The following is a 20,216-nucleotide window of genomic DNA, read 5'->3' as shown; positions in this document are numbered from 1 at the left end:
ACCATGCGGGCCTTTTTAATGCGTTAAAACAAGCCGTCACTCTCAGGCAATTCATACTCCGAAACCGCCGTAGTCAGCTTGCCCGGCTTACCGGGTTTGCCCAACGTCGGCTCTTTCTCCATGCACTCCACCAGGTAATCGATCAACACCCGTAGCTTGGGAGGCAGGTAGCGAGTGGGCGAATGCAGCAACCAGGCGCCGCCGTGGTAGGACGCCAGGAAGGTCCAGTCTGGCAACACTTGCACCATCAAGCCCTTCTCCAAGGCACGGCGCGCCGTAAAGTACGGCAGGCTGCCAATACCGATGTGCTGCAAAACGGCGCCAAAACGGACACCCGTGTGGTTGGCGGCGTATCGCCCGCGCACACCCACGGTGACTGATTTGCTGCCTTTCTTGAACTTCCAGCGCGCATCGCTCGGGGTTTCACCCAGGTAGATGCAGCTGTGGTTGAGCAAATCATGGGGATGAGTTGGCGTTCCGTGTTCAGCCAGATACTGCGGCGTCGCGCAAAGCAAATGGTCAATCGTCAGTAACTGCCGCCCCACCAGACCCGCAGGGGGCCGATCGGTGATGCGAATCGCCAGGTCGACGTGATCGTCGATCAAATCCACCTGACGATCCTCAAGCAACAACTCAACATCCACTTTGGGATAGCGGCGCAGAAACTCCGGTATATGCGGGTGAATCACGATACGGCCCACCGCTTTCGGCACACTGAGACGCACCACGCCCTCAGGCTCATCCGTAAACTGACCACTGATTTCCATCACTGAACGAGCGGCATTGACCATCTCCCGGCAACGCTTGAACACCTCTTCGCCACCGTCACTCAAACGCAATTTGCGCGTGGTGCGTTGTAGCAAGCGAGTGGCCAGCGCCTTCTCCAGGCGCGAAATGCTACGGCTCACCGCCGAAGGTGAAGTGCCCAATTGCCGGGCCGCCTCGGAGAAGCTGCCGGTCTCGACGACCTTGACGAAAATCGCCATTTCACCGAGCAACGGCAGCGGAAGATTTATGCTCAAAACGCAACAGTCCTTTGATATTTGAACGGATTATCACGCAATTCGAGGCTTCATATAATAAAAAGTGGAAACATTTATACGAGCATTGAATATGACGCTTCGCCTTTTTTTCCATAGGGATGACCTCAAGGCCAATGTGGAAGTCCTGGAATGCACGCCCCACGAGAACGAATTCGCCGTGGTGCTGCGCGCAACGCTGTTTCACCCTCAGGGTGGCGGGCAGCCCTGCGACACCGGATGGATAGGCGAAAGCCAGGTACTGCGCGTGGTTCAGGATCCCGACCGGATCATTCACTTTGTCGACCAACCGATTACACCTGGCATGGCTCCGATCCAGGTGGACGAGCAACGTCGTCAGTTCAATACGCGAATGCATACCGCCGGCCACCTGATCGGCCACTTTGTTCAGGCCATGGGCTGGATGCCGACCAAGGCCCATCATTGGCCAGGCGAAGGACGTGTGCAGTTCAAACCCGCAGAGTCGGCAAAAGACGTTGATGCCCCCACGGTTCAGCACGGCATCGAACAATGGATCGCCCGCGATCTGCCGCGCCTGACATCGCTACGCGAAGGCGCCCGGGAGATCGGTTTCGGTGAACTGCCCGCCTATGGCTGCGGCGGCACCCACGTACGCAGCCTGAAGGATCTGGGCACAGTCACAATCGCATCCCTTTCACAGAAGAAAGGGATTCTGTCGGTTCACTACCACGTGGACTGACGCCGGGGCGCCTGTATTCGCAGGCCTCGTTGATTCTCTGATAGATGGACCTAAGACATGATGCTTGACGTCGAGCGTCTCGATGAGGCGTGCATAAAAAAACTGGCCAACGAAGAAGTCCTCGCCATCCGCGTCAAAGGCTGGATACCCCGGCCGCTGGCCATCCAGATCGGTGAAAAGATTCTCGCACCAGGCTTTGAAGGCTATATCAACGCACCGAGCATCGGACGCATCGGCATGGCGTTCTATGAAGCGGAAAACCGGCCGCAGTTGATCGAGGATTACTTTGAGCGGGCCACCCGCAACATCGCAGAGTTACGCAACCGTTGCGCGCCCTATGCCTGCCCGGTCGACACGCTGCGTTGCATGCTCGATGAATCATGGCCGGCCGGCGCACACCTGGAAAGCCTCTACGGCCGCAAGATGTACGTTGGCCTGTCGCGGGTGGTGAAACCAGACGTGTGCTTTCTGGCCCACCACGACATTTTCGCCAAGGACGCCCCCGACAGCTTTCAGGCCAGAAGCCTGGCAGCGCAGTTCGCCTGCAATATTTACCTGAGCATGCCCACTGCGGGTGGCGCGCTGCAGATATGGAACCACGATGTTTCCCCGGAACGGTTCGACGAAATGCGCGGCGACAGCTATGGCATCGACCCTGCTCTTCTGGGCACGCCAACCCTGGAAATTCGCCCCGAGCCTGGGGATTTCATCATGTTCAACTCACGACGCATGCATTCAGTAACACCGGGCGTGGCGGATCCGCGTTTGAGCCTTTCATTCTTTGTCGGCTACCGCGGCAATGCTTCCCCCCTGACCTTTTGGAGTTGAAATGTATTCGAACTACCTGAGCGAGTTTCTGGCGCTGGCGATGATCCACTTTCTGGCGGTGGTCGCTCCCGGCCCTGACTTCGCCGTGACGATTCGCCAGAGTGTGCGTTTCGGCCGGATGATCGGGATTTGCACAGCACTGGGGATCGGCGCGGGAATTTCAGTACACGTGCTGTACACCTTGTTGGGCGTCGGCGCGCTGATGCACACCACTCCCTGGCTGTTGACGGTGGCCAAGGTCGTGGGCGGCGCCTACATTCTCTACCTCGGTGTCAGCCTGTTGCGCAGCAAACCGAAAACCGTGGCGGAGGGCAGTAACGACGCCAACGAACCGTTCGTCGAGCAAACGATGCTGAAAGCCTTCACCACCGGTTTTCTGACCAACGCCTCAAACCCCAAAGCCACTCTGTTTTTCCTGGCGATTTTTACCACCCTCATCAGCGCCACGACCCCACTGAAGATTCAGGCGCTGTACGGAGTCTGGATGTGTTTCGTAAACGCATTGTGGTTTGTCATCGTTGCACTGTTCTTTTCCAGTGCACGGGTGCGATTGTTGTTCATGCGCATGGGACACTGGTTTGAACGCACCATGGGGGTGGTCCTGATCCTGTTTGCCGGCAGGCTGATTCTGTCGATGTAAAATCCCGACCACGCAAAAGGCCCGCTCAGTCAGACTGGCGGGCCTTTTTTCTATCTCGCAGATAAATCACGCACACACAAAAACGCCGCTCAATGAGCGGCGTTTTCGTTAAATATGGAGCGGGAAACGAGACTCGAACTCGCGACCCCGACCTTGGCAAGGTCGTGCTCTACCAACTGAGCTATTCCCGCAAATGGCGTCCCCTAGGGGACTCGAACCCCTGTTACCGCCGTGAAAGGGCGGTGTCCTAGGCCACTAGACGAAGGGGACACGCTACCCGGAACACATGGTGTGTGTTTCGGTGCCCAGACCCGCATCCGAAGACTTGGTTCTGGTTTCACTCAGCCCTGCCCGAAAGCAACGCTGTTTAAAATTGGAGCGGGAAACGAGACTCGAACTCGCGACCCCGACCTTGGCAAGGTCGTGCTCTACCAACTGAGCTATTCCCGCATTGGCGTCCCCTAGGGGACTCGAACCCCTGTTACCGCCGTGAAAGGGCGGTGTCCTAGGCCACTAGACGAAGGGGACACGCTACAACATTCACTCCCTGCTTCGTTTCGCTGTGTGCTTTACGCTGCAAGTGGCGCGCATTCTATGGATGGATTGGAAGGTCGTCAACCCCCTGATATAAATTTATTTAAATCAATGACTTCGCCCTGCTTTTCGGCACCAATCCGGATTTTCCGCCGCCCGGTGTTTGGCGCCTATATTCTGACACTCGCCAAGACGTTATAGTCAACGGCATGAATGATGGCAATTTGCTCAGGAGGTGCCAGTATTCATATAAGCAGGGTCAGACCGATACAGGTTGAGCCACGCCGATCCAACTCGTCGAGCGGCCCTAGGCGCTTAAATGCCAAGCCACTAAACTCGGACGCGAACCCTATTAAGAGGTCTTACCGGTGACACCACTCATGATCACCCTGTTCGTAGTAGCAGGGATCGCACTATTGATCGCCATTGGCTACATCAACCATGTGGTGGAAAACAACAAGGTGGAAAGGGCCCGTACCAAGATTGAACTCAATGATCGCCTGCGTCGTTGCGGCGAGATCACCGAGACCTTCCCCGGCCAGTTTATGACACCGGCGCTCAAGCTGCTGTTGACTCGCCTGGAAATGAACGTCTGCCAGCGCCTGCTGAATCTGGAAAAAACCAGTTCCAATCTCAAGGTACGGATTGCCGAGCTGGAGGTACTGATGGCCTTGGGCGAAGGGATACCCGTCAACAACCCGCCGGCACCGATCCTGACCGAAGCCAAGGCCAAGGACGTGCGTTTCCTGCTCGAAGCCCTGCACGGCCAGATCACCCGCGCGACGCAGGATGGCTTCCTGCCGCCCACTGAGGCCAAGCGCTGGATCCGCGAGGTGCGCCACATTCTGGTGTTGCTGCACATTGAATTCTTCAACAACCTCGGTCAGCACTCCCTGCAACAGAACCAGCCTGGCCAAGCGCGCCTGGCATTCGAACGCGGCGTGCAATACCTGCGCAAACAGCAGGAACCACAGGTCTATGCCGAACAACTGGAATACCTGGAAAAACTCCTGGCCCGCGCCAACGACCAGGTCATGGACCGCATCGCGCCGGTAGAAGGCGAAGTGAACCAATTGACCGAAGGCCTCAAAGACGTCGAGGCGGATGCGGACTGGAAGAAAAAAGTGATTTACGACTGATCACCGAGCAATCGCAAAAAAGCCACCGTGACAGGTGGCTTTTTTTTGGTTCGCAATCTTGGGGAACATGCAGGACGCAATACCGGAGCTGGCTTGCCAGCGATGACATCAAGTGCGCCGCGCTTAACCTGTTCATACGCGTAATCGTTAACGACCATCGCGGCGATGCGGCGACCCGACAAGCCAGCGCCTACAGGAAAACGCGTATACCCGCCAAACAGTACAGCGCAACCCCGCGCAGACGTGACCGCTGGGAGTTGGTCAGGCCACCCTCAGAGCCTGAAATGCCCCACCATCCCCTTCAGCTCAACCCCCAGCTGCGCCAGCTCGATACTGGACGCCGCATTCCCCTGCATCGCCAACGAAGACTGATCCGCACTGGCACGAATACTCGTGACACTGCGGTTGATCTCCTCGGCCACGGAACTCTGCTCCTCGGCAGCGGCGGCGATCTGCTGGTTCATCTGCTGAATCAAGGACACCGCCGTGGCAATGCTGCCGAGCGCACTCTCGGTCTGCAGCGCATCGCTCACCGCCAGCTTCACCAGCTCGCCACTGCTCTGAATCTGTTGCACCGATGCCTGTGCTGCCGTGCGTAAAGCGCTGACCAGCCGTTCTATCTCTTCGGTCGATTGTTGGGTGCGCTTGGCCAGCGCCCGCACTTCATCGGCCACCACCGCAAACCCCCTGCCCTGCTCCCCGGCTCGCGCCGCCTCGATGGCAGCGTTGAGCGCCAGCAGGTTGGTCTGCTCGGCCACACTCTTGATGACACTGAGCACAGTGCCGATGTTCTGGATTTCCGCACTCAGGCTTTCGATGCTGGAACTGGCCGAGGTGGCCGAGTCCGCCAATTGCTCGATCCGCGCCATGCTCTGGCGCACCACCTGTTGCCCACTTTCAACCTTGCCGTCCGCCGTTTGCGCGGCTTGCGCAGCCTCCTCCGCGTTGCGTGCGACGTCGTGCACGGTAGCGGTCATCTGATTCATGGCCGTGGCGACCTGCTCGGTTTCTTCCTTTTGGCTGCTGACTTCGAGGTTGGTCTGCTCAGTCACGGCGGACAGTGATTGCGCTGACGTTGCCAGTTGCTCGATCCCGGCCTGCAAGCCGCTGACGATATGGCTCAGCCCTGCCCCCATCTGCTGCATGGCCTGCATCAATTGACCGATCTCGTCGCGGCGAGTCACCTCGACCGTGGCGCTCAAATCCCCCGAGGCGATCTGCTGCGCCACACGAATCACACTGCGCAGCGGGCCCACGATCAAGCGGGTAATCACCCAGGCCGCCACCAGCCCGACCAGCAACGCCAGTGCCGAGGAACCGATGATCAGCAGCGAGTTCTTTTTCAGTTCGGTCTGCATGGACCGATCTTCGGCCGCATAGGCCTGGTCCACTCGCTCCACCACTTGGTCAGCCCGTTGATGCAGCTGCTGGTAGACGGTCTTTTCCTGCTCCAGCAGTCCGGTGTACTCAGCGAGCTTGTCACTGAAACTGGCGATGTGACCGGTCACTTCATTGAGCACGGTACGGTAGCCGTCATCCTTGACCGTGGTTTTAAGCTGCTCGGCCTGGGTCAGTGCTTGACTGGCCTGTTCGATCTTGCCCTGCCCCGCGCTGTCGTCACCCTTGCGGCTCTGGTCCAGACGCACACGGGCTTCATTCATGGCTTGCAGCATCAAGCGCGACACCTGGCTGACTTGATTGGCTTGTTCGATGAACTGCGCACCGTCCTTGCCTTCGGAGTCCTTCAAGGTATAGGCGCCGTCATCGGCGAGACCGGACTGCAGCACATCAAGATTGTTGGCCACGCTGGACACCGACCAACTGGCCATTTCCAGCGCCAGGTCCTTGGCCTGACTGAGCGAAACGAACTCGTCGAAAGCCTTGCGGTAAGCCCCCAGGGACTGCTCGACGTCCGTCATGACCGGCACATTGGCCGCCGACTGCGCCTTGAGCTGGGTGGCCAGGGCGATCAGCCCATCGACCCCTTCGTGCAAGGCATCGGCGGTTTTCGGATTACCGCGCAAGGCGTATTCCTGCTCCAGCAGTCGCACCTTCAACAAACCGCTGTTGAGCAATGACATTTGCTTGAGCCCGTCGAAACGATGACTAATGGTTTGCAGGGACCAGACGCCGATACCCGCAACCAGGGCGGTCAACAACAGCACCAGCACAAACCCGATACCCAGTTTTTTTGCCATCCCGAGGTTGGCAAAACGTCCTTGCACGGCCGAAATCATTGCACTTAGTCCCCTGCCAGAATCAATAGACGCAGATTCGCAACGGGCCTGTAGCAACACAAGTCTCTGGCGTCGGAATAATGGCAAAAAGCTACGCCCACGTCGTTTTCAGAACGCTTGAGGTCGATCCGGAGCGGTGGACTGAAAAAAAGCGCGGGCTTGCGGATCACAGGCAAAGGCCACATTGATGCGTTGCCAGTCATTGGCCGCACCGCTGGGGCTGAAGGCCGTCTTCGATGAGAGCAAGACACCAAAGCGCTGCGCCTGGGTCCGCACATGAGCGTAGTCGGACATCCGTGATCGCGCCCAGATGAACAGGCCACCGACGGGCTTGCCGAACACCTCCCAGTCAGCGTCTTCGAGCAACTGTAACGCCGCCAGCCCGACACCATTCAAGCGCTGGCGCTGGCGTTGCACCAATTTACGGTATGCGCCGTTGGCCAACAGACAGGCCAGCACCGATTCACCAAACAGCGACGCTCCCATGCTGCTGATCATCTTGACCTGCGCCAGTCGCGCAATCGCCTCGGCACCCGCCACCACAAAGCCGACCCGCAGAGAACTGCTGAGGGTCTTGGAGTAACTGCCGACGTAGATCACACCGTCATCCAGCGCAGCCAGCCGAACACCGGGGCCACAGTGCAGGTCCGCATAGACATCATCCTCGATGACCAGCACGCCATGCTTGTTCGCCAACTGCAGCACTTGCAGCGCCACTTTTGGCGCCAGGCTGCTGCCCGTCGGGTTGTGGCAGAAACTATTGATGAACACTCCACGCGGCTGATGCTTGAGCAACAGCGTCTCCAGCACTGTGGCGTCCGGACCACAGGGGGTTCGCGGCATTTCGAGCAAGTTCACCCCGTGCAGCCTGAGCAAATCGAACAGCAAGGGATAACCGGGACTTTCCACCACTGCACAATCGCCCGGCTTGAAGAAGGTTCGCACGATCAGGTCCAAGCCCTGACTGGCACCCGCGGTGGTCAGGATTCGACTGTCGTCCACCTTGATATCCAGTTTGTTCAGGCGCTTGAGGATCTGTTGGCGCAGGAATGGCAAGCCCAGCGGCGTGCTGTAGTTGAACAACCCGGCCATGTCGGTACGACTGACCTCGCGGATTGCGTAACTCAGGTCGTCCGTCTCGCGCCAGCTTTCGGGCAGTCCACCGCAACCCAGTTTCAACGCGCTCAATAACGAGCCTTGATTGATTTGTGTCCCTTCGAACCGCGATGTGTCCTGCTGCCCCTGACCGGCCGACTGCGCAGCGGCGACGAAAAAAACGCTGCCATGACGCGATACCAGTACACCTTGCGCCACCAGACGTTCACAGGCCTCCATGACACTTGATTGACTGAGCAGATTGATTCGCGCGATTTGCCGCACCGAAGGCAAACGTATACCCGGCGGCACACCGTTACAACGCAGCCAACAGGTCAGCGCATCGACAATTTGCTGCACAATCGGCACCAAAGCCTGTCGATCGATTCTCAACTCCATGAGCAAGCAAACTCCTGTTCGTTTTGCAGGAGCAGTTAATCACAGGAGCGCGCGATGGAATGTGCGACAACGCCGCCAAAATCCTCGGTTCTAACGATTTGAAACATATCGCCCGGCCTTTGGCGGAACCTGAGGCCAATGAAAAACCGGTGGGCAAACTCGCTCGCAATCAGGATGCGCCAGGCAGCACAAATGTCGACTGACACTTCCTGGTCGCGAGCAGGCTCGCTTCCACCGGTTCGGAGTGGTGTGTTGAAAAAAATCCGGCCTTAAAAAGCCGTGACGCCGCCATCCACGGCCAACGAGTGCCCGGTGGTGAACGCCGCGCCGTCGCTGCACAGGTACAACACCGCACTGGCGATTTCCTCGACCTTGCCAATGCGACCGACCGGGTGCATGGCATTGGCGAACTCGCCTTTCTTTGGATCGGCCTCATAAGCGCGACGGAACATGTCGGTGTCGATCACCGCCGGGCACACCGCGTTGACCCGGATCTTTTTCTTGGCGTATTCAATGGCCGCCGATTTGGTCAGGCCGATCACCGCGTGTTTCGATGCCGCGTAGATGCTCATCTTAGGCGCCGCCCCGAGGCCCGCCACCGAGGCAGTGTTGACGATCGCACCGCCCCCCTGGGCCAGCAGCAACGGCAACTGGTATTTCATGCACAGCCAGACGCCTTTGACATTGACGCCCATGATCGCGTCGAACTCGTCGATCGTGCCTTCTGCCAGTTTGCCCTTCTCGATCTCGATACCGGCATTGTTGAAGGCATAGTCGAGACGGCCGTAGGTATTCACGACCTCATCCATCAGGTTTTTCACATCGCTTTCCACGGTGACGTTGCAGCGCACGAACGTCGCTTCGCCGCCCGCCGTACGAATGAGCGCCACGGTGCCCTCGCCCCCCGCCGTGTCCATATCGGCCACCACCACCTTCAAGCCTTCGGCGGCGAATGCCTGGGCGGTCGCGCGGCCGATACCATTGGCCGCGCCCGTGACGACGGCGACCTTGCCGGAAAAGGTCATGCTCATTGTTATGTCCTCGAAGAGAGAGATGTGCGGGAGATCGTGTTTGCCCAGTCTAGCCATAGCGGCCCCGGGCACGGCAGCACTATCAAGAGGCCGGTTGCCAGACCATGAGTTGCAGTGATGGAACTGCCGTACCAACTATCACTGCACTGGATCGGCCTGCATTCGCCGCATCAGCCGAACTTGCGGCAATGGTCATGTGGGGCTATCAACAAGGCTTCATTCATCTTGAGTGCCTGTCATGACTACCCAGACCAATCGCCAGTTCCTGCTCGCCAAACGCCCCGTAGGCGCGGCAACCCGCGAGACGTTCACCTATCAGGAAGTACCGGTCGGCGAGCCGGCTGCGGGTCAGATCCTGGTCAAAAACGAATACCTGTCCCTCGACCCGGCCATGCGTGGCTGGATGAACGAAGGCAAGTCCTACATCCCGCCGGTGGGCCTGGGTGAAGTCATGCGCGCCCTGGGCGTGGGCAAGGTCATCGCCTCGAACAATCCCGGATTTGCGGTTGGGGACTACGTCAACGGTGCGCTGGGTGTGCAGGATTACTTCCTCGGCGAACCGCGCGGTTTCTACAAGGTCGATCCGAAACTGGCACCGCTGCCGCGTTACCTGTCCGCCCTGGGCATGACCGGCATGACCGCTTACTTCGCCCTGCTCGACGTCGGCGCCCCGAAGGCCGGTGACACCGTGGTGTTGTCAGGCGCGGCTGGCGCGGTGGGCAGCATTGCCGGGCAAATCGCCAAGATCAAAGGTTGCCGGGTGGTCGGCATCGCCGGCGGTGCGGATAAATGCCAGTTCCTGATCGATGAACTGGGATTCGACGGCGCTATCGACTACAAGAACGAAGACGTCATCGCCGGGCTCAAACGCGAATGCCCGAAAGGCGTCGACGTGTATTTCGATAACGTCGGTGGCGACATTCTCGACGCGGTGCTGAGCCGCTTGAACCTGAAGGCGCGGGTGGTGATCTGCGGCGCCATCAGCCAGTACAACAACAAGGAAGCGGTCAAAGGCCCGGCGAACTACCTGTCGCTGCTGGTCAATCGCGCGCGCATGGAAGGCTTTGTGGTGATGGACTACGCCGCACAGTTCGCCGCCGCCGGACAGGAAATGGCCGGCTGGATGGCCAAGGGGCAGCTCAAGAGCAAGGAAGACATCGTCGAAGGACTGGAAACGTTCCCGGAGACGCTGATGAAGTTGTTCAGCGGGGAGAATTTCGGGAAATTGGTGCTGAAGGTTTAACCCAGCGCTTGAAATGAGCTCAAAACAACGGTGGGAGCGAGCTTGCTCGCTCCCACAGCTTCAGCGGTATTAGGCGAGTTCGGCCACAACCGAAGCCAACGCCTTCGCCGGATCAGCCGCCTGGCTGATCGGACGGCCGATCACCAGGTAGTCGGAACCGGCATCCAATGCCTGGCGCGGGGTCAGGATGCGGCGCTGATCGTCCTGGGAACTGCCCGCCGGGCGAATGCCCGGTGTCACCAGCTTCAACGACGGATGTGCCGACTTCAGGGCTTGGGCCTCCAGCGCCGAGCACACCAGACCGTCCATCCCGGCTTTTTCCGCCAGCGCGGCCAGGCGCAGGACCTGCTCCTGCGGCTCGATATCCAGGCCGATACCCGCCAGATCCTCACGTTCCATGCTGGTCAGCACGGTCACGCCGATCAACAGCGGTTGCGGGCCACTGCGCTTGTCCAGCACTTCACGGCAGGCCGCCATCATGCGCAGGCCACCGGAGCAATGCACGTTGACCATCCACACGCCCATCTCCGCAGCGGCCTTGACGGCCATGGCGGTGGTGTTGGGAATATCGTGGAACTTGAGGTCCAGGAACACGTCGAAACCCTTGTCGCGCAGGGTGCCGACGATTTCCGATGCACAGCTGGTGAACAGCTCTTTACCGACTTTGACCCGGCACAGTTTCGGGTCCAACTGATCGGCCAGCTTCAGTGCGGCGTCACGGGTAGGGAAATCCAGGGCGACGATGATAGGAGTCTGGCAGGCGGACATGAGTGGGCTCTCAGGCAAGTCGAAATCGGCGCGCATTGTAGCGGAAGCAGCGCCACTGCGGGACCCGATGATCGGTAAATCGTCGAGAACGCTCACGCAATCCTAGCCGCTGGCCCAATTGTGTCGAGCCCGGTACATACACGACACGTCCACAACACCCTTGCCCGCTACCCTCGGCAGCCGCAACACGTCCTTACAGCACTTCCCGCCCCCGGGCCGGACGCCTATGCTGGAGCCACAACCTCGCCGCCTATCTTTGTGGTTGGCAGCCTACACGGCAGATAATCGCACGCATGCACAGCACCCAAGCCCCCTTGAACGACGATCAAAAAGCGCCCGGCGACGACAAACGCTGGAGCATTCGCGCCCTGATCGTCGACGATGACGTCCCGATCCGCGAACTGATGATCGATTACCTGGCCCGGTTCAACATCCATGCCAGCGGCGTCACCGATGGCGCCGCCATGCGCCTGGCGATGCAAGCGGAACATTTTGATGTGGTGGTGCTCGACCTGATGCTGCCCGGCGAAGACGGTCTGTCGCTGTGCCGCTGGCTACGTGCCGAGTCAGACATCCCGATTCTGATGCTCACCGCCCGCTGCGAACCCACCGACCGGATCATCGGCCTGGAACTGGGTGCCGACGACTACATGGCCAAACCGTTCGAACCCCGGGAACTGGTGGCGCGCATCCAGACCATCCTGCGCCGGGTGCGTGACGACCGCACCGAACAACGGGCCAATATCCGTTTCGACAACTGGCGCTTGAACAGCGTGCTGCGCCAATTGATCGCGGCCGATGGCTTGGTCGTTCCGCTGTCCAACGCCGAGTTCCGCCTGTTGTGGGTGTTCATCGAACGCCCGCGCCGGGTCCTGAGCCGTGAACAGCTGCTGGACGCCGCTCGCGGCCGTTCGATCGAAGCCTTCGATCGCAGTATTGACCTGCTGGTGTCGCGACTGCGGCAAAAACTGGGCGACGATCCCAAAGCGCCGCAACTGATCAAGACCGTGCGCGGCGAGGGTTATCTGTTCGACGCCAGAGACATCGGCTGATGCGCGGGCGCTTCGATACGCTATTCGGCCGCCTGTTCGGCGTGCTGTTGGTGGCGATCATCCTGGCGCACCTGCTGGCTTTTGCCTGGTTTCACTACTACAGTCCGCCGCCGCCCCCACCGCCGCCGGCCTTTTCCGAAGATTTCGGCGGACAACGTCCGGCACCAGACCCGCGTTTCGAAAAACGACCACCGCGGCCGTGGTTCGGCGGGCCGTTGGTGCCGCTGACCTTTCAGTTGATCTCGCTGATCGTTGCCGCCTGGTATGGCGCCAAATTGTTGAGCCGCCCCATCCAGCGCCTCAGTGACGCGGCCGAACGCTTGAGCGAGAACCTCGACAGCCCGCCGCTGGAAGAGTCCGGCCCCCTGGAAGCGCGCCAGGCGGCACAGACCTTCAACAAAATGCAGCGGCGCATCATTGAGCAAATGAAACAGCGCTCGCGCATGCTCGGCGCGGTATCCCACGACCTGCGCACCCCGCTGTCACGGCTCAAGCTGCGACTGGAACAGATCGACGACGATAAGTTGCAAGGCCAGATGCGTCAGGACCTGGACGACATGATCAGCATGCTCGACGCCACCCTCACCTACCTGCATGAACAACGCACCAGCGAAGCACCGCAATGGATGGACGTGCAGGCGCTGATTGAGTCCCTGAGCGAAAACGCCCAGGACCAGGGCGCCGACGTCCAGGCCAGCGGTCATTGCGCGCCGCTGCAGGTGCAGCCGATGGCCTTGCGCTCATGCATCAACAACCTGATGGACAACGCCCTGCGTTACGCCGGGCAAGCGCTGATCAGCCTCGAGGACCACCGTGAACAGTTGATCATCCGGGTCATCGACCATGGGCCGGGAATCGCAGCGGAGAAACGCGAAGCGGTGTTCGAACCGTTCTTTCGCCTGGAAGGTTCGCGCAATCGCAATTCCGGCGGCGTGGGCCTGGGCATGACCATCGCCCGCGAGGCCGCGGAACGGATGGGAGGGCAGCTTAGCCTGGAGGAGACCCCGGGCGGCGGCCTGACCGCGGTCATTCGCCTGCCGCGGACTTGAAGATTCGAGCGGCTCCCACTGGGTTCAGTGATCCACCTTCAGAGTTCAGTGTTGGCCTGATGCTTGTGCATGTGTACTGACCGCTACAAACCCCACATACCCACGACAACTTGCCCCTTGAGTCTGCATAAACCGGTACACCCACCGGTTTTCCATTCCAGGGAGTGAGTCCAATGATTGGTAGCGTCAGCAATTACACGAGCTACACCGGTACCAGCAGTACCACCACCAGCAACGCCCGTTCGCAACAGTTCCAGAAAGAACTGCTCGCCAAACTCGACACCAACACTGACGGCTCGGTGGGTCAGGATGAGCTCAAGAGTGCGCTGTCGCAGAAAAGCAATGACGGCCTGCTGGTCAGCCTGAGCAAGAATTTTTCCAATCTGGACAGCGACAACAGTGGCAGTCTGAGCAGCGAAGAGATGGCCGCCATGGCCCCTCCACCACCACCGGATAAGTCGACGGATCAGGCGCCGAACACAGAACTGGCCGATGCCGTGATCAGTGCCCTGGATGCCGACGGCAACGGCACCATCAGTAGCGACGAACTGAGCAACGGCCTGAACAGCGCGGGCAGCAGCGCCGACAGCAGCCAGATTTTCTCGGCCCTGGACAAGAATCAGGACGGCACCGTCAGCAAGGACGAATTGGCTGCCAGCCTGACTCCACAGCCGCCACAGCAAGCGTCCAGTGATGAACTGTTCAGCAGCCTCGACGCCGACAGCGATGGCAGCGTCAGCGGCAGCGAACTCACCAGTGCATTACAGGCCGGTCATTCATCGACCAGCAGTGACACCAGCGCCGCCTTGCTCAAGGCGTTGGACAGCGACAGCAGTGGCGGCGTCAGCAGCGATGAACTCAAGGCCGTCCTGCAAGCCGGCCGCGAGCAAACCAGCGACAGCACCACGGCTCAATCGACCACCAGCGAGGCGCTGAACAAAATGATTGCCAACCTGAGCAAGCAGTATTCGCTCGACAAGGTGGCGAGCGTGGGCAAATACCTGAACGTCGCGACCTGAAGTTCTATCCGAAACAAAAGTGGGAGCTATCGCCGCCAGGCTAGCTCCCACAGGTTTTCGGCTGGGCCGCTAACTCAGCGCTTGCGCAGAATCACGCTGCCGATCGAGTAACCGGCGCCGAACGAGCTGAGCACGGCCAATGAACCGGCGGGCAGATCGTCCTGGTTCTTGTGGAATGCAATCACGGAACCTGCGGAGCTGGTGTTGGCGTAAGTGTCGAGAATCACCGGCGCTTCCTGTTCGGTCGCATCACGACCGAGCAATTTCTTGACGATCAAGTGGTTCATGCTCAGGTTGGCCTGGTGCAGCCAGAAGCGCTTCACGTCGCTGACGTTCAGCTTGTTCTCTTCCAGGTGAGCCGCAACCAGTTCGGCCACCATCGGGCAAACGTCGCGGAATACCTTGCGGCCTTCCTGGACGAACAGTTTGTCCCTGGCACCGATGCCCTCTTCCGCAGCGCGGTTGAGGAAGCCGAAGTTGTTGCGGATGTTGTTGGAGAACTTGGTCAGCAGCTTGGTGCTGACAATGTCGAACTGGTAGGGAGAAGTGGCCAGGTCGGCACGTTCGATGATCACGGCGGTCGCGGCATCGCCGAAAATGAAGTGACTGTCGCGGTCGCGGAAATTGAGGTGACCGGTGCAGACTTCCGGGTTGACCATCAGGATCGCCCGGGCCTGGCCCACCTGAATGCTGTTGGCGGCGGTCTGGATGCCGAACGTGGCGGAAGAACACGCCACGTTCATGTCGAAACCGAAGCCCTGGATGCCCAGCGCTTCCTGAACTTCGATGGCAATCGCCGGGTAAGCGCGCTGCAGGTTGGAGCAGGCGACGATCACGCCGTCGATGTCCGCCGCTGTTTTACCGGCACGTTGCAACGCTTGTTCGGCAGCGCCGATGGCCATCTGGCACAGCACCGACCATTCGTCATTCGAGCGCTCCGGCAGGCGTGGCGCCATACGCTGTGGATCGAGGATACCCTCCTTGTCCATGACAAAGCGGCTCTTGATGCCTGAGGCTTTTTCGATAAACGCGGCACTGGACTCGGTCAATGCTTCGACTTCACCACGCGCGATGGCGTCAGCGTTGTCGGCGTTGAATTGCGCCACATAGGTATTGAAAGACTGCACCAGCTCTTCGTTGGAGATGCTGTTGGCCGGTGTGTACAGGCCGGTGCCGCTGATGACGACGTTATGCATGGTCGTGTCTCTATCTGTTCAGGCAGAAAGTATTGGCACCGTCGTACCAACACACAAAGGGATTGTTCCAGTCACAGGAAGCAAACCTGGCATCGCTTTATTCCGTACCGCCCGAACCTTAAAGGCTCAAAACCGCGGGGCCGGCGTTTATAGGCGCGAAGTTTGCCATAAACCTTGGGTTTTGGCCCCTTTTTGCTGGATCAGGAACCACTGACACAACACTTGACCTGTGGGAGCGGGCTTGCCCGCGAAGACGGCGGCACAGGCAACATCATCGCCACTGACAAGCCGCTTTCGCGGGCAAGCCCGCTCCCACAGGTATTCGGTTCTATGGCTCGACCTGGCTCCACTGCTTGCTCAAGCGTTTGTCGGAAATCGGCACCTTGGTTCCCAACTGCTGGGCGAACAGCGAAACCCGGTATTCCTCCAGCCACCAGCGATACAGCTCCAGTTGCGGATCGCGCTTGCCCTCCTGGGCGTGCTTGTTGGCGCGGGTCTGGTATTGCGTCCACAGGCCGGACAATTCGCCGCTCCAGACCCGATCCCGCTGCACCTGAGCGCCGATTTTCTCGAAACGTTGCTCGACCGCTTTCAGATATCGCGGCAACTCCTTGAGCCACTGCATCGGCGTTTCCCGGACAAACCCCGGATACACCAGATGGCTGAGCTGCTGCTTGATGTCGTTGAGGGCCACGGCTTGCGCCAGGTCGATCTTGCCCTTGAAGCGCTTTTGCAGACCATGCCAGAGCTTGAGGATTTCCAGGGTCAGCCTGGCCAGACGCTCGGCATGCTCGGTCCAGGCCCCACGCTTGCGCTCGGCCAGCGACGCCAGCGCGGCGCCGTCACGGGGCAACGGGTCTTCGCCTTCGAGAATGCAGCTGTCGAGACTGGCCAGCAGGATGTCTTCCACCAGGCTGTCGACACGCCCCATGTCGCGGTACATCAACCCCAGTTCAGTCAGCCCCGGCAACTTGCCGCGAAGGAACTTCGCCGGTTCCGCCAGTTGCTGCATCAACAAACGCTGCAAGGCCCGGCGATGCTGGAACTCGGCTTCGGCCGGCGTCGAGAAACGCCCTTCCTTGACCGTGCCCGCCTCCTCCACCAACGCCGGATAAACCGTCATCGACAGCCCGGCGATCTTCTGCTGGGTTTTCTCCGCGACCGCGGCAAACACCTTCGGCTCGACCGGTTGCTGGCTTTTCGCCGATTGCGGGACGGCCAACGCGGCCTGGCTGGCTTCGGCGAAACGCGCGGTGAGCTCGGCCAGATCACGGCCTTCACCGAGGAACTTGCCCTGGGCGTCGACGATTTCCAGGTTCATGCGCAAATGGCTTTCGACCTGCTGCGCCGCCTCGGCCCAGGCTTCATCACTGACCCGGGCACCGGTCATGCGCAGCAGCTCGCGGCCCAACGCCTGAGGCAAAGAGCCCTCGGCGAAGGTCATGCGCTGCAAGGCCGCCTTGATGAAGTCCGGCACCGGCACGAAATTCTTGCGCAACGCCTTGGGCAGGTTACGCACCAGGGCAATGCATTTGGCTTCGATCACACCCGGCACCAGCCACTCCAGGCGTTCCGGTGGCAGCATCGGCAACAGCGGCGCCGGCACACGCAGGGTCACGCCGTCGCGCGGATGGTTCGGCTCGAAGTGATAACTCAGCGCCAGTTCCAGATCTCCGATGTGCAGGGTGTCCGGATAATGCTGGGCGGTGACTTCACTGGCCTCGCGGGCCAGCACGTCCTCTTCGCGCATGATCAGCAGCTGCGGGTTTTTCTGGCTGTTGATGCGGTACCAGCTGTCGAAGGTCGCGGTCTGATGAATCTCCGCCGGCAGTCGCGCGTCATAGAACGCGAACAGGGTTTCTTCATCGGCGAGGATATCGCGACGGCGGGCCTTGGCTTCCAGTTCGTCGAGCTGTTCCAGCAACTGCTTGTTCGCCGTCAGGCACTTGGCCTTGGACTGAATCTCGCCGCGCACCAGCGCTTCACGGATAAACAGTTCACGGGACACCACCGGGTCGACCGGGCCGTAATGCACCGGCCGGCGACCGACCACGATCAGCCCGAACAGGGTGATCTGTTCGAACGCCACGACCTGGCCGCGCTTTTTCTCCCAATGGGGTTCGAAGTGGTTTTTCTTGATCAGGTGCCCGGCCAGCGGCTCGATCCAGTCGGCATCGATCTTCGCCACCATGCGCGCATAGAGCTTGGTGGTTTCCACCAGTTCAGCGGCCATCAACCATTGCGGGCGCTTCTTGCCGATACCCGACGACGGATGAATCCAGAAACGCCGCTGACGGGCGCCCAGGTAGTCGCCGTCTTCGGTTTTCTGGCCGATCTGGCTGAGCAGGCCGACCAGCACGGCTTTGTGCAGTTTCGGGTAATCCGCCGGCTCTTTGTTGAGGCTCAACTGCATGTCGCGGCAGATCAGACTCAACTGACGATGGGAATCCCGCCATTCGCGCAGACGCAGGTAATTCAGGAAATTCTTGCGACACCAGTTACGCAGCGGGCTGGCGGTCAGTGCCTGGCGCTGCTCTTCGAAACCACGCCACAGATTGACCAGCCCGGCGAAGTCCGAGTCGGCGTCTTTCCATTGCGCGTGGGCCTGATCCGCCGCTTGCTGGCGCTCCGGTGGACGTTCGCGCGGGTCCTGGATCGACATGGCGCTGGCGACGATCAGCACTTCCTGCAAACTGCCGAGCTTGGCCGCTTCGAGCAACATGCGACCCATGCGCGGGTCCACCGGCAGCCGCGCCAGTTGCCGTCCAAGCGGCGTCAGCTGGCTGTTGCGGTCCACCGCCGAGAGTTCTTGCAGCAGGTTGTAGCCGTCGCTGATGGCCTTGCCATCCGGCGGTTCGATAAACGGAAACGCGGTGACCTCGCCGAGGCGCAGGTGCAGCATCTGCAAAATGACCGCCGCGAGGTTGGTCCGCAGGATCTCCGGATCGGTAAATTCCGGACGCCCGAGAAAATCTTCTTCGCTGTACAGGCGCACGCAGATACCCGGCTCGACCCGTCCGCAACGGCCCTTGCGCTGGTTGGCGCTGGCCTGGGAAATGGCTTCGATGGGCAGGCGCTGGACCTTGGCGCGATAGCTGTAGCGGCTGATGCGCGCGGTGCCGCTGTCGATCACGTAGCGAATGCCCGGCACCGTCAGCGAGGTTTCCGCAACGTTGGTGGCCAGGACCACGCGACGGCCAGGGTGCGACTGGAAAATCCGCTGCTGCTCGGCCGGTGACAGGCGTGCGTACAGCGGCAGAATCTCGGTGTGCTTGAGCTGGGCCTTGCGCAGCATGTCGGCGGCATCGCGAATTTCGCGCTCACCGGGCAAAAACACCAGCACGTCGCCAGGACTGCGGCGTTCACTGCGTTCGAAGGCGGCGATTTCATCGAGGGTGGCGAGGATCGCCTGATCCACGGTCAAGTCATCCTCGACGCGGTTGCCCTCTTCGTCTTGCTCCAGGGTCAGCGGGCGGTACCAGGTGTCCACCGGGAAGGTACGGCCAGACACCTCGACAATCGGCGCATCGTCGAAGTGTTTGGAGAAACGCTCCAGGTCGATGGTCGCCGAGGTGATGATGACTTTCAGGTCGGGACGACGCGGCAGCAGGGTTTTCAGGTAACCGAGCAGGAAGTCGATGTTGAGACTGCGTTCGTGGGCTTCGTCGACGATGATCGTGTCGTAGCGTTCCAGATAACGGTCGTTCTGGGTTTCCGCCAGCAGGATGCCGTCGGTCATCAGTTTGATCAGGGTATTGGAATCGCTCTGATCCTCGAACCGCACCTGATAACCGACCAGCGCCCCCAGTGGCGTGCCCAATTCCTCGGCGACGCGGCTGGCCACACTGCGCGCTGCGATTCGGCGCGGTTGGGTATGGCCGATCAAGCCATGCTGGCCACGACCGATTTCCAGGCAGATCTTCGGCAGCTGGGTGGTTTTACCCGAGCCGGTTTCGCCGGCAATGATCAGCACCTGATGCTTGAGCAATGCCTCCTTGATTTCGTCACGCTTGGCGGCGATCGGCAGGCTGTCGTCGTAACGAATCACCGGCAGGCTGGCCTTGCGCGCCAGCACCTGATCACAGGACGCCTGCATGCGGGTCACCCACTGGGCCAGCTTGGCCTCGTCGGGTTTCTTGCGCAGCTCAAGCAACTGCCGCCGCAGCCGGTGGCGGCCGGCGAGCATGGCGTGATCAAGGTTTTTCAGCAATTTGTCGATGGAGGGCGATTCGTCGGTCATCAGGTA

The 20,216-nt window shown here is 60.1% G+C and carries 15 protein-coding genes, 4 tRNA genes and 1 pseudogene; 8 read left to right on the top strand and 12 right to left on the bottom strand.

Annotated features, from left to right (window positions below; all coding sequences use genetic code 11):
* Nucleotides 1-23 precede the first annotated feature (23 nt).
* Entirely contained in the window at nt 24-1,022 is a 999-nt protein-coding gene (locus tag GQ39_RS02185; RefSeq protein ID WP_047526929.1) for a LysR family transcriptional regulator, read from the bottom strand.
* A gap of 91 nt (nt 1,023-1,113) precedes the next feature.
* Between GQ39_RS02185 and GQ39_RS02180 the strand changes: the two genes are divergently transcribed.
* The 3 genes from GQ39_RS02180 to GQ39_RS02170 are packed head-to-tail and all read left to right on the top strand — an operon-like array spanning nt 1,114 to nt 3,208.
* Nucleotides 1,114-1,740 (top strand): serine-tRNA(Ala) deacylase AlaX, encoded by a 627-nt coding sequence (locus GQ39_RS02180; RefSeq protein WP_047526926.1) that lies wholly within the window; start codon nt 1,114-1,116, stop codon nt 1,738-1,740.
* 57 nt (nt 1,741-1,797) lie between these two features.
* Nucleotides 1,798-2,568, top strand: coding sequence for a 2OG-Fe(II) oxygenase (locus GQ39_RS02175; protein ID WP_047526924.1), 771 nt, complete (start codon nt 1,798-1,800; stop codon nt 2,566-2,568).
* A 1-nt stretch (nt 2,569) separates the two neighbouring features.
* Entirely contained in the window at nt 2,570-3,208 is a 639-nt protein-coding gene (locus tag GQ39_RS02170; protein ID WP_047526920.1) for a LysE family translocator, read from the top strand.
* Nucleotides 3,209-3,323: 115 nt separating this feature from the next.
* Here GQ39_RS02170 and GQ39_RS02165 read toward each other — a convergent pair.
* The 4 genes from GQ39_RS02165 to GQ39_RS02150 all read right to left on the bottom strand — a co-directional run bounded on the left by GQ39_RS02165 (nt 3,324) and on the right by GQ39_RS02150 (nt 3,736).
* A tRNA-Gly gene (locus tag GQ39_RS02165) sits at nt 3,324-3,399 on the bottom strand.
* A gap of 3 nt (nt 3,400-3,402) precedes the next feature.
* Nucleotides 3,403-3,478, bottom strand: a tRNA-Glu gene (locus GQ39_RS02160).
* 104 nt (nt 3,479-3,582) lie between these two features.
* Nucleotides 3,583-3,658, bottom strand: a tRNA-Gly gene (locus GQ39_RS02155).
* A gap of 2 nt (nt 3,659-3,660) precedes the next feature.
* Nucleotides 3,661-3,736, bottom strand: a tRNA-Glu gene (locus GQ39_RS02150).
* 386 nt (nt 3,737-4,122) lie between these two features.
* On the opposite strand from GQ39_RS02150, the gene GQ39_RS02145 reads away from it, so the two are divergent.
* On the top strand, nt 4,123-4,881 hold the full coding sequence (locus GQ39_RS02145; protein WP_047526918.1) for a hypothetical protein: 759 nt from the start codon (nt 4,123-4,125) through the stop codon (nt 4,879-4,881).
* A 272-nt stretch (nt 4,882-5,153) separates the two neighbouring features.
* Here GQ39_RS02145 and GQ39_RS33670 read toward each other — a convergent pair whose 3' ends face one another.
* The 4 genes and pseudogenes from GQ39_RS33670 to GQ39_RS02130 form a co-directional block, all read right to left on the bottom strand.
* On the bottom strand, nt 5,154-6,017 hold the full coding sequence (locus tag GQ39_RS33670) for a methyl-accepting chemotaxis protein (RefSeq protein ID WP_442961742.1): 864 nt from the start codon (nt 6,015-6,017) through the stop codon (nt 5,154-5,156).
* A pseudogene (locus GQ39_RS33665) lies at nt 6,015-7,079 on the bottom strand (HAMP domain-containing protein); the annotation flags it as partial. The pseudogene GQ39_RS33665 and the gene GQ39_RS33670, both read right to left, overlap by 3 nt.
* Before the next feature lie 147 nt (nt 7,080-7,226).
* On the bottom strand, nt 7,227-8,612 hold the full coding sequence (locus GQ39_RS02135; RefSeq protein WP_047526914.1) for an aminotransferase-like domain-containing protein: 1,386 nt from the start codon (nt 8,610-8,612) through the stop codon (nt 7,227-7,229).
* 269 nt (nt 8,613-8,881) lie between these two features.
* A complete protein-coding gene (locus GQ39_RS02130; protein WP_047526912.1) occupies nt 8,882-9,643 on the bottom strand; it encodes an SDR family oxidoreductase in 762 nt (253 codons plus the stop codon).
* 238 nt (nt 9,644-9,881) lie between these two features.
* Between GQ39_RS02130 and GQ39_RS02125 the strand changes: the two genes are divergently transcribed.
* Complete coding sequence (locus tag GQ39_RS02125; protein WP_047526910.1) at nt 9,882-10,886, top strand: NADP-dependent oxidoreductase; 1,005 nt, start codon at nt 9,882-9,884, stop codon at nt 10,884-10,886.
* A 69-nt stretch (nt 10,887-10,955) separates the two neighbouring features.
* Here GQ39_RS02125 and pyrF read toward each other — a convergent pair whose 3' ends face one another.
* Entirely contained in the window at nt 10,956-11,654 is a 699-nt protein-coding gene (gene pyrF, locus GQ39_RS02120; RefSeq protein ID WP_047526908.1) for an orotidine-5'-phosphate decarboxylase, read from the bottom strand.
* A gap of 293 nt (nt 11,655-11,947) precedes the next feature.
* Between pyrF and GQ39_RS02115 the strand changes: the two genes are divergently transcribed.
* The 3 genes from GQ39_RS02115 (at nt 11,948) to xopAW (ending at nt 14,774) form a co-directional block, all read left to right on the top strand.
* A complete protein-coding gene (locus GQ39_RS02115; protein ID WP_047526906.1) occupies nt 11,948-12,706 on the top strand; it encodes a response regulator in 759 nt (252 codons plus the stop codon).
* Nucleotides 12,706-13,755, top strand: a complete 1,050-nt coding sequence (locus tag GQ39_RS02110) for a sensor histidine kinase (RefSeq protein WP_047526904.1) — start codon at nt 12,706-12,708, stop codon at nt 13,753-13,755. The genes GQ39_RS02115 and GQ39_RS02110 overlap by 1 nt, the downstream gene beginning before the upstream one ends.
* Nucleotides 13,756-13,928: 173 nt before the next feature.
* The gene (gene xopAW / locus GQ39_RS02105; protein ID WP_047526902.1) at nt 13,929-14,774 is read left to right on the top strand and encodes an EF-hand domain-containing protein; all 846 of its coding nucleotides are present in this window, start codon (nt 13,929-13,931) and stop codon (nt 14,772-14,774) included.
* Between the two features lie 74 nt (nt 14,775-14,848).
* On the opposite strand, the gene GQ39_RS02100 is transcribed toward xopAW, so the two are convergent.
* Together GQ39_RS02100 and hrpA are read right to left on the bottom strand one after the other, a co-directional pair.
* Nucleotides 14,849-15,970: a beta-ketoacyl-ACP synthase III gene (locus GQ39_RS02100; protein ID WP_047526900.1), complete on the bottom strand. Its 1,122-nt coding sequence runs from the start codon at nt 15,968-15,970 to the stop codon at nt 14,849-14,851.
* A gap of 328 nt (nt 15,971-16,298) precedes the next feature.
* Complete coding sequence (gene hrpA, locus GQ39_RS02095) at nt 16,299-20,210, bottom strand: ATP-dependent RNA helicase HrpA (RefSeq protein WP_047526897.1); 3,912 nt, start codon at nt 20,208-20,210, stop codon at nt 16,299-16,301.
* Between the last annotated feature and the right edge of the window lie 6 nt (nt 20,211-20,216).

The sequence above is a fragment of the Pseudomonas sp. 11/12A genome, from assembly GCF_000800055.1.
Lineage (GTDB): Bacteria > Pseudomonadota > Gammaproteobacteria > Pseudomonadales > Pseudomonadaceae > Aquipseudomonas > Aquipseudomonas mohnii.
Note: the sequence above shows the minus strand (reverse complement) of the source record. Positions and strands in the feature narration are given on the sequence as shown.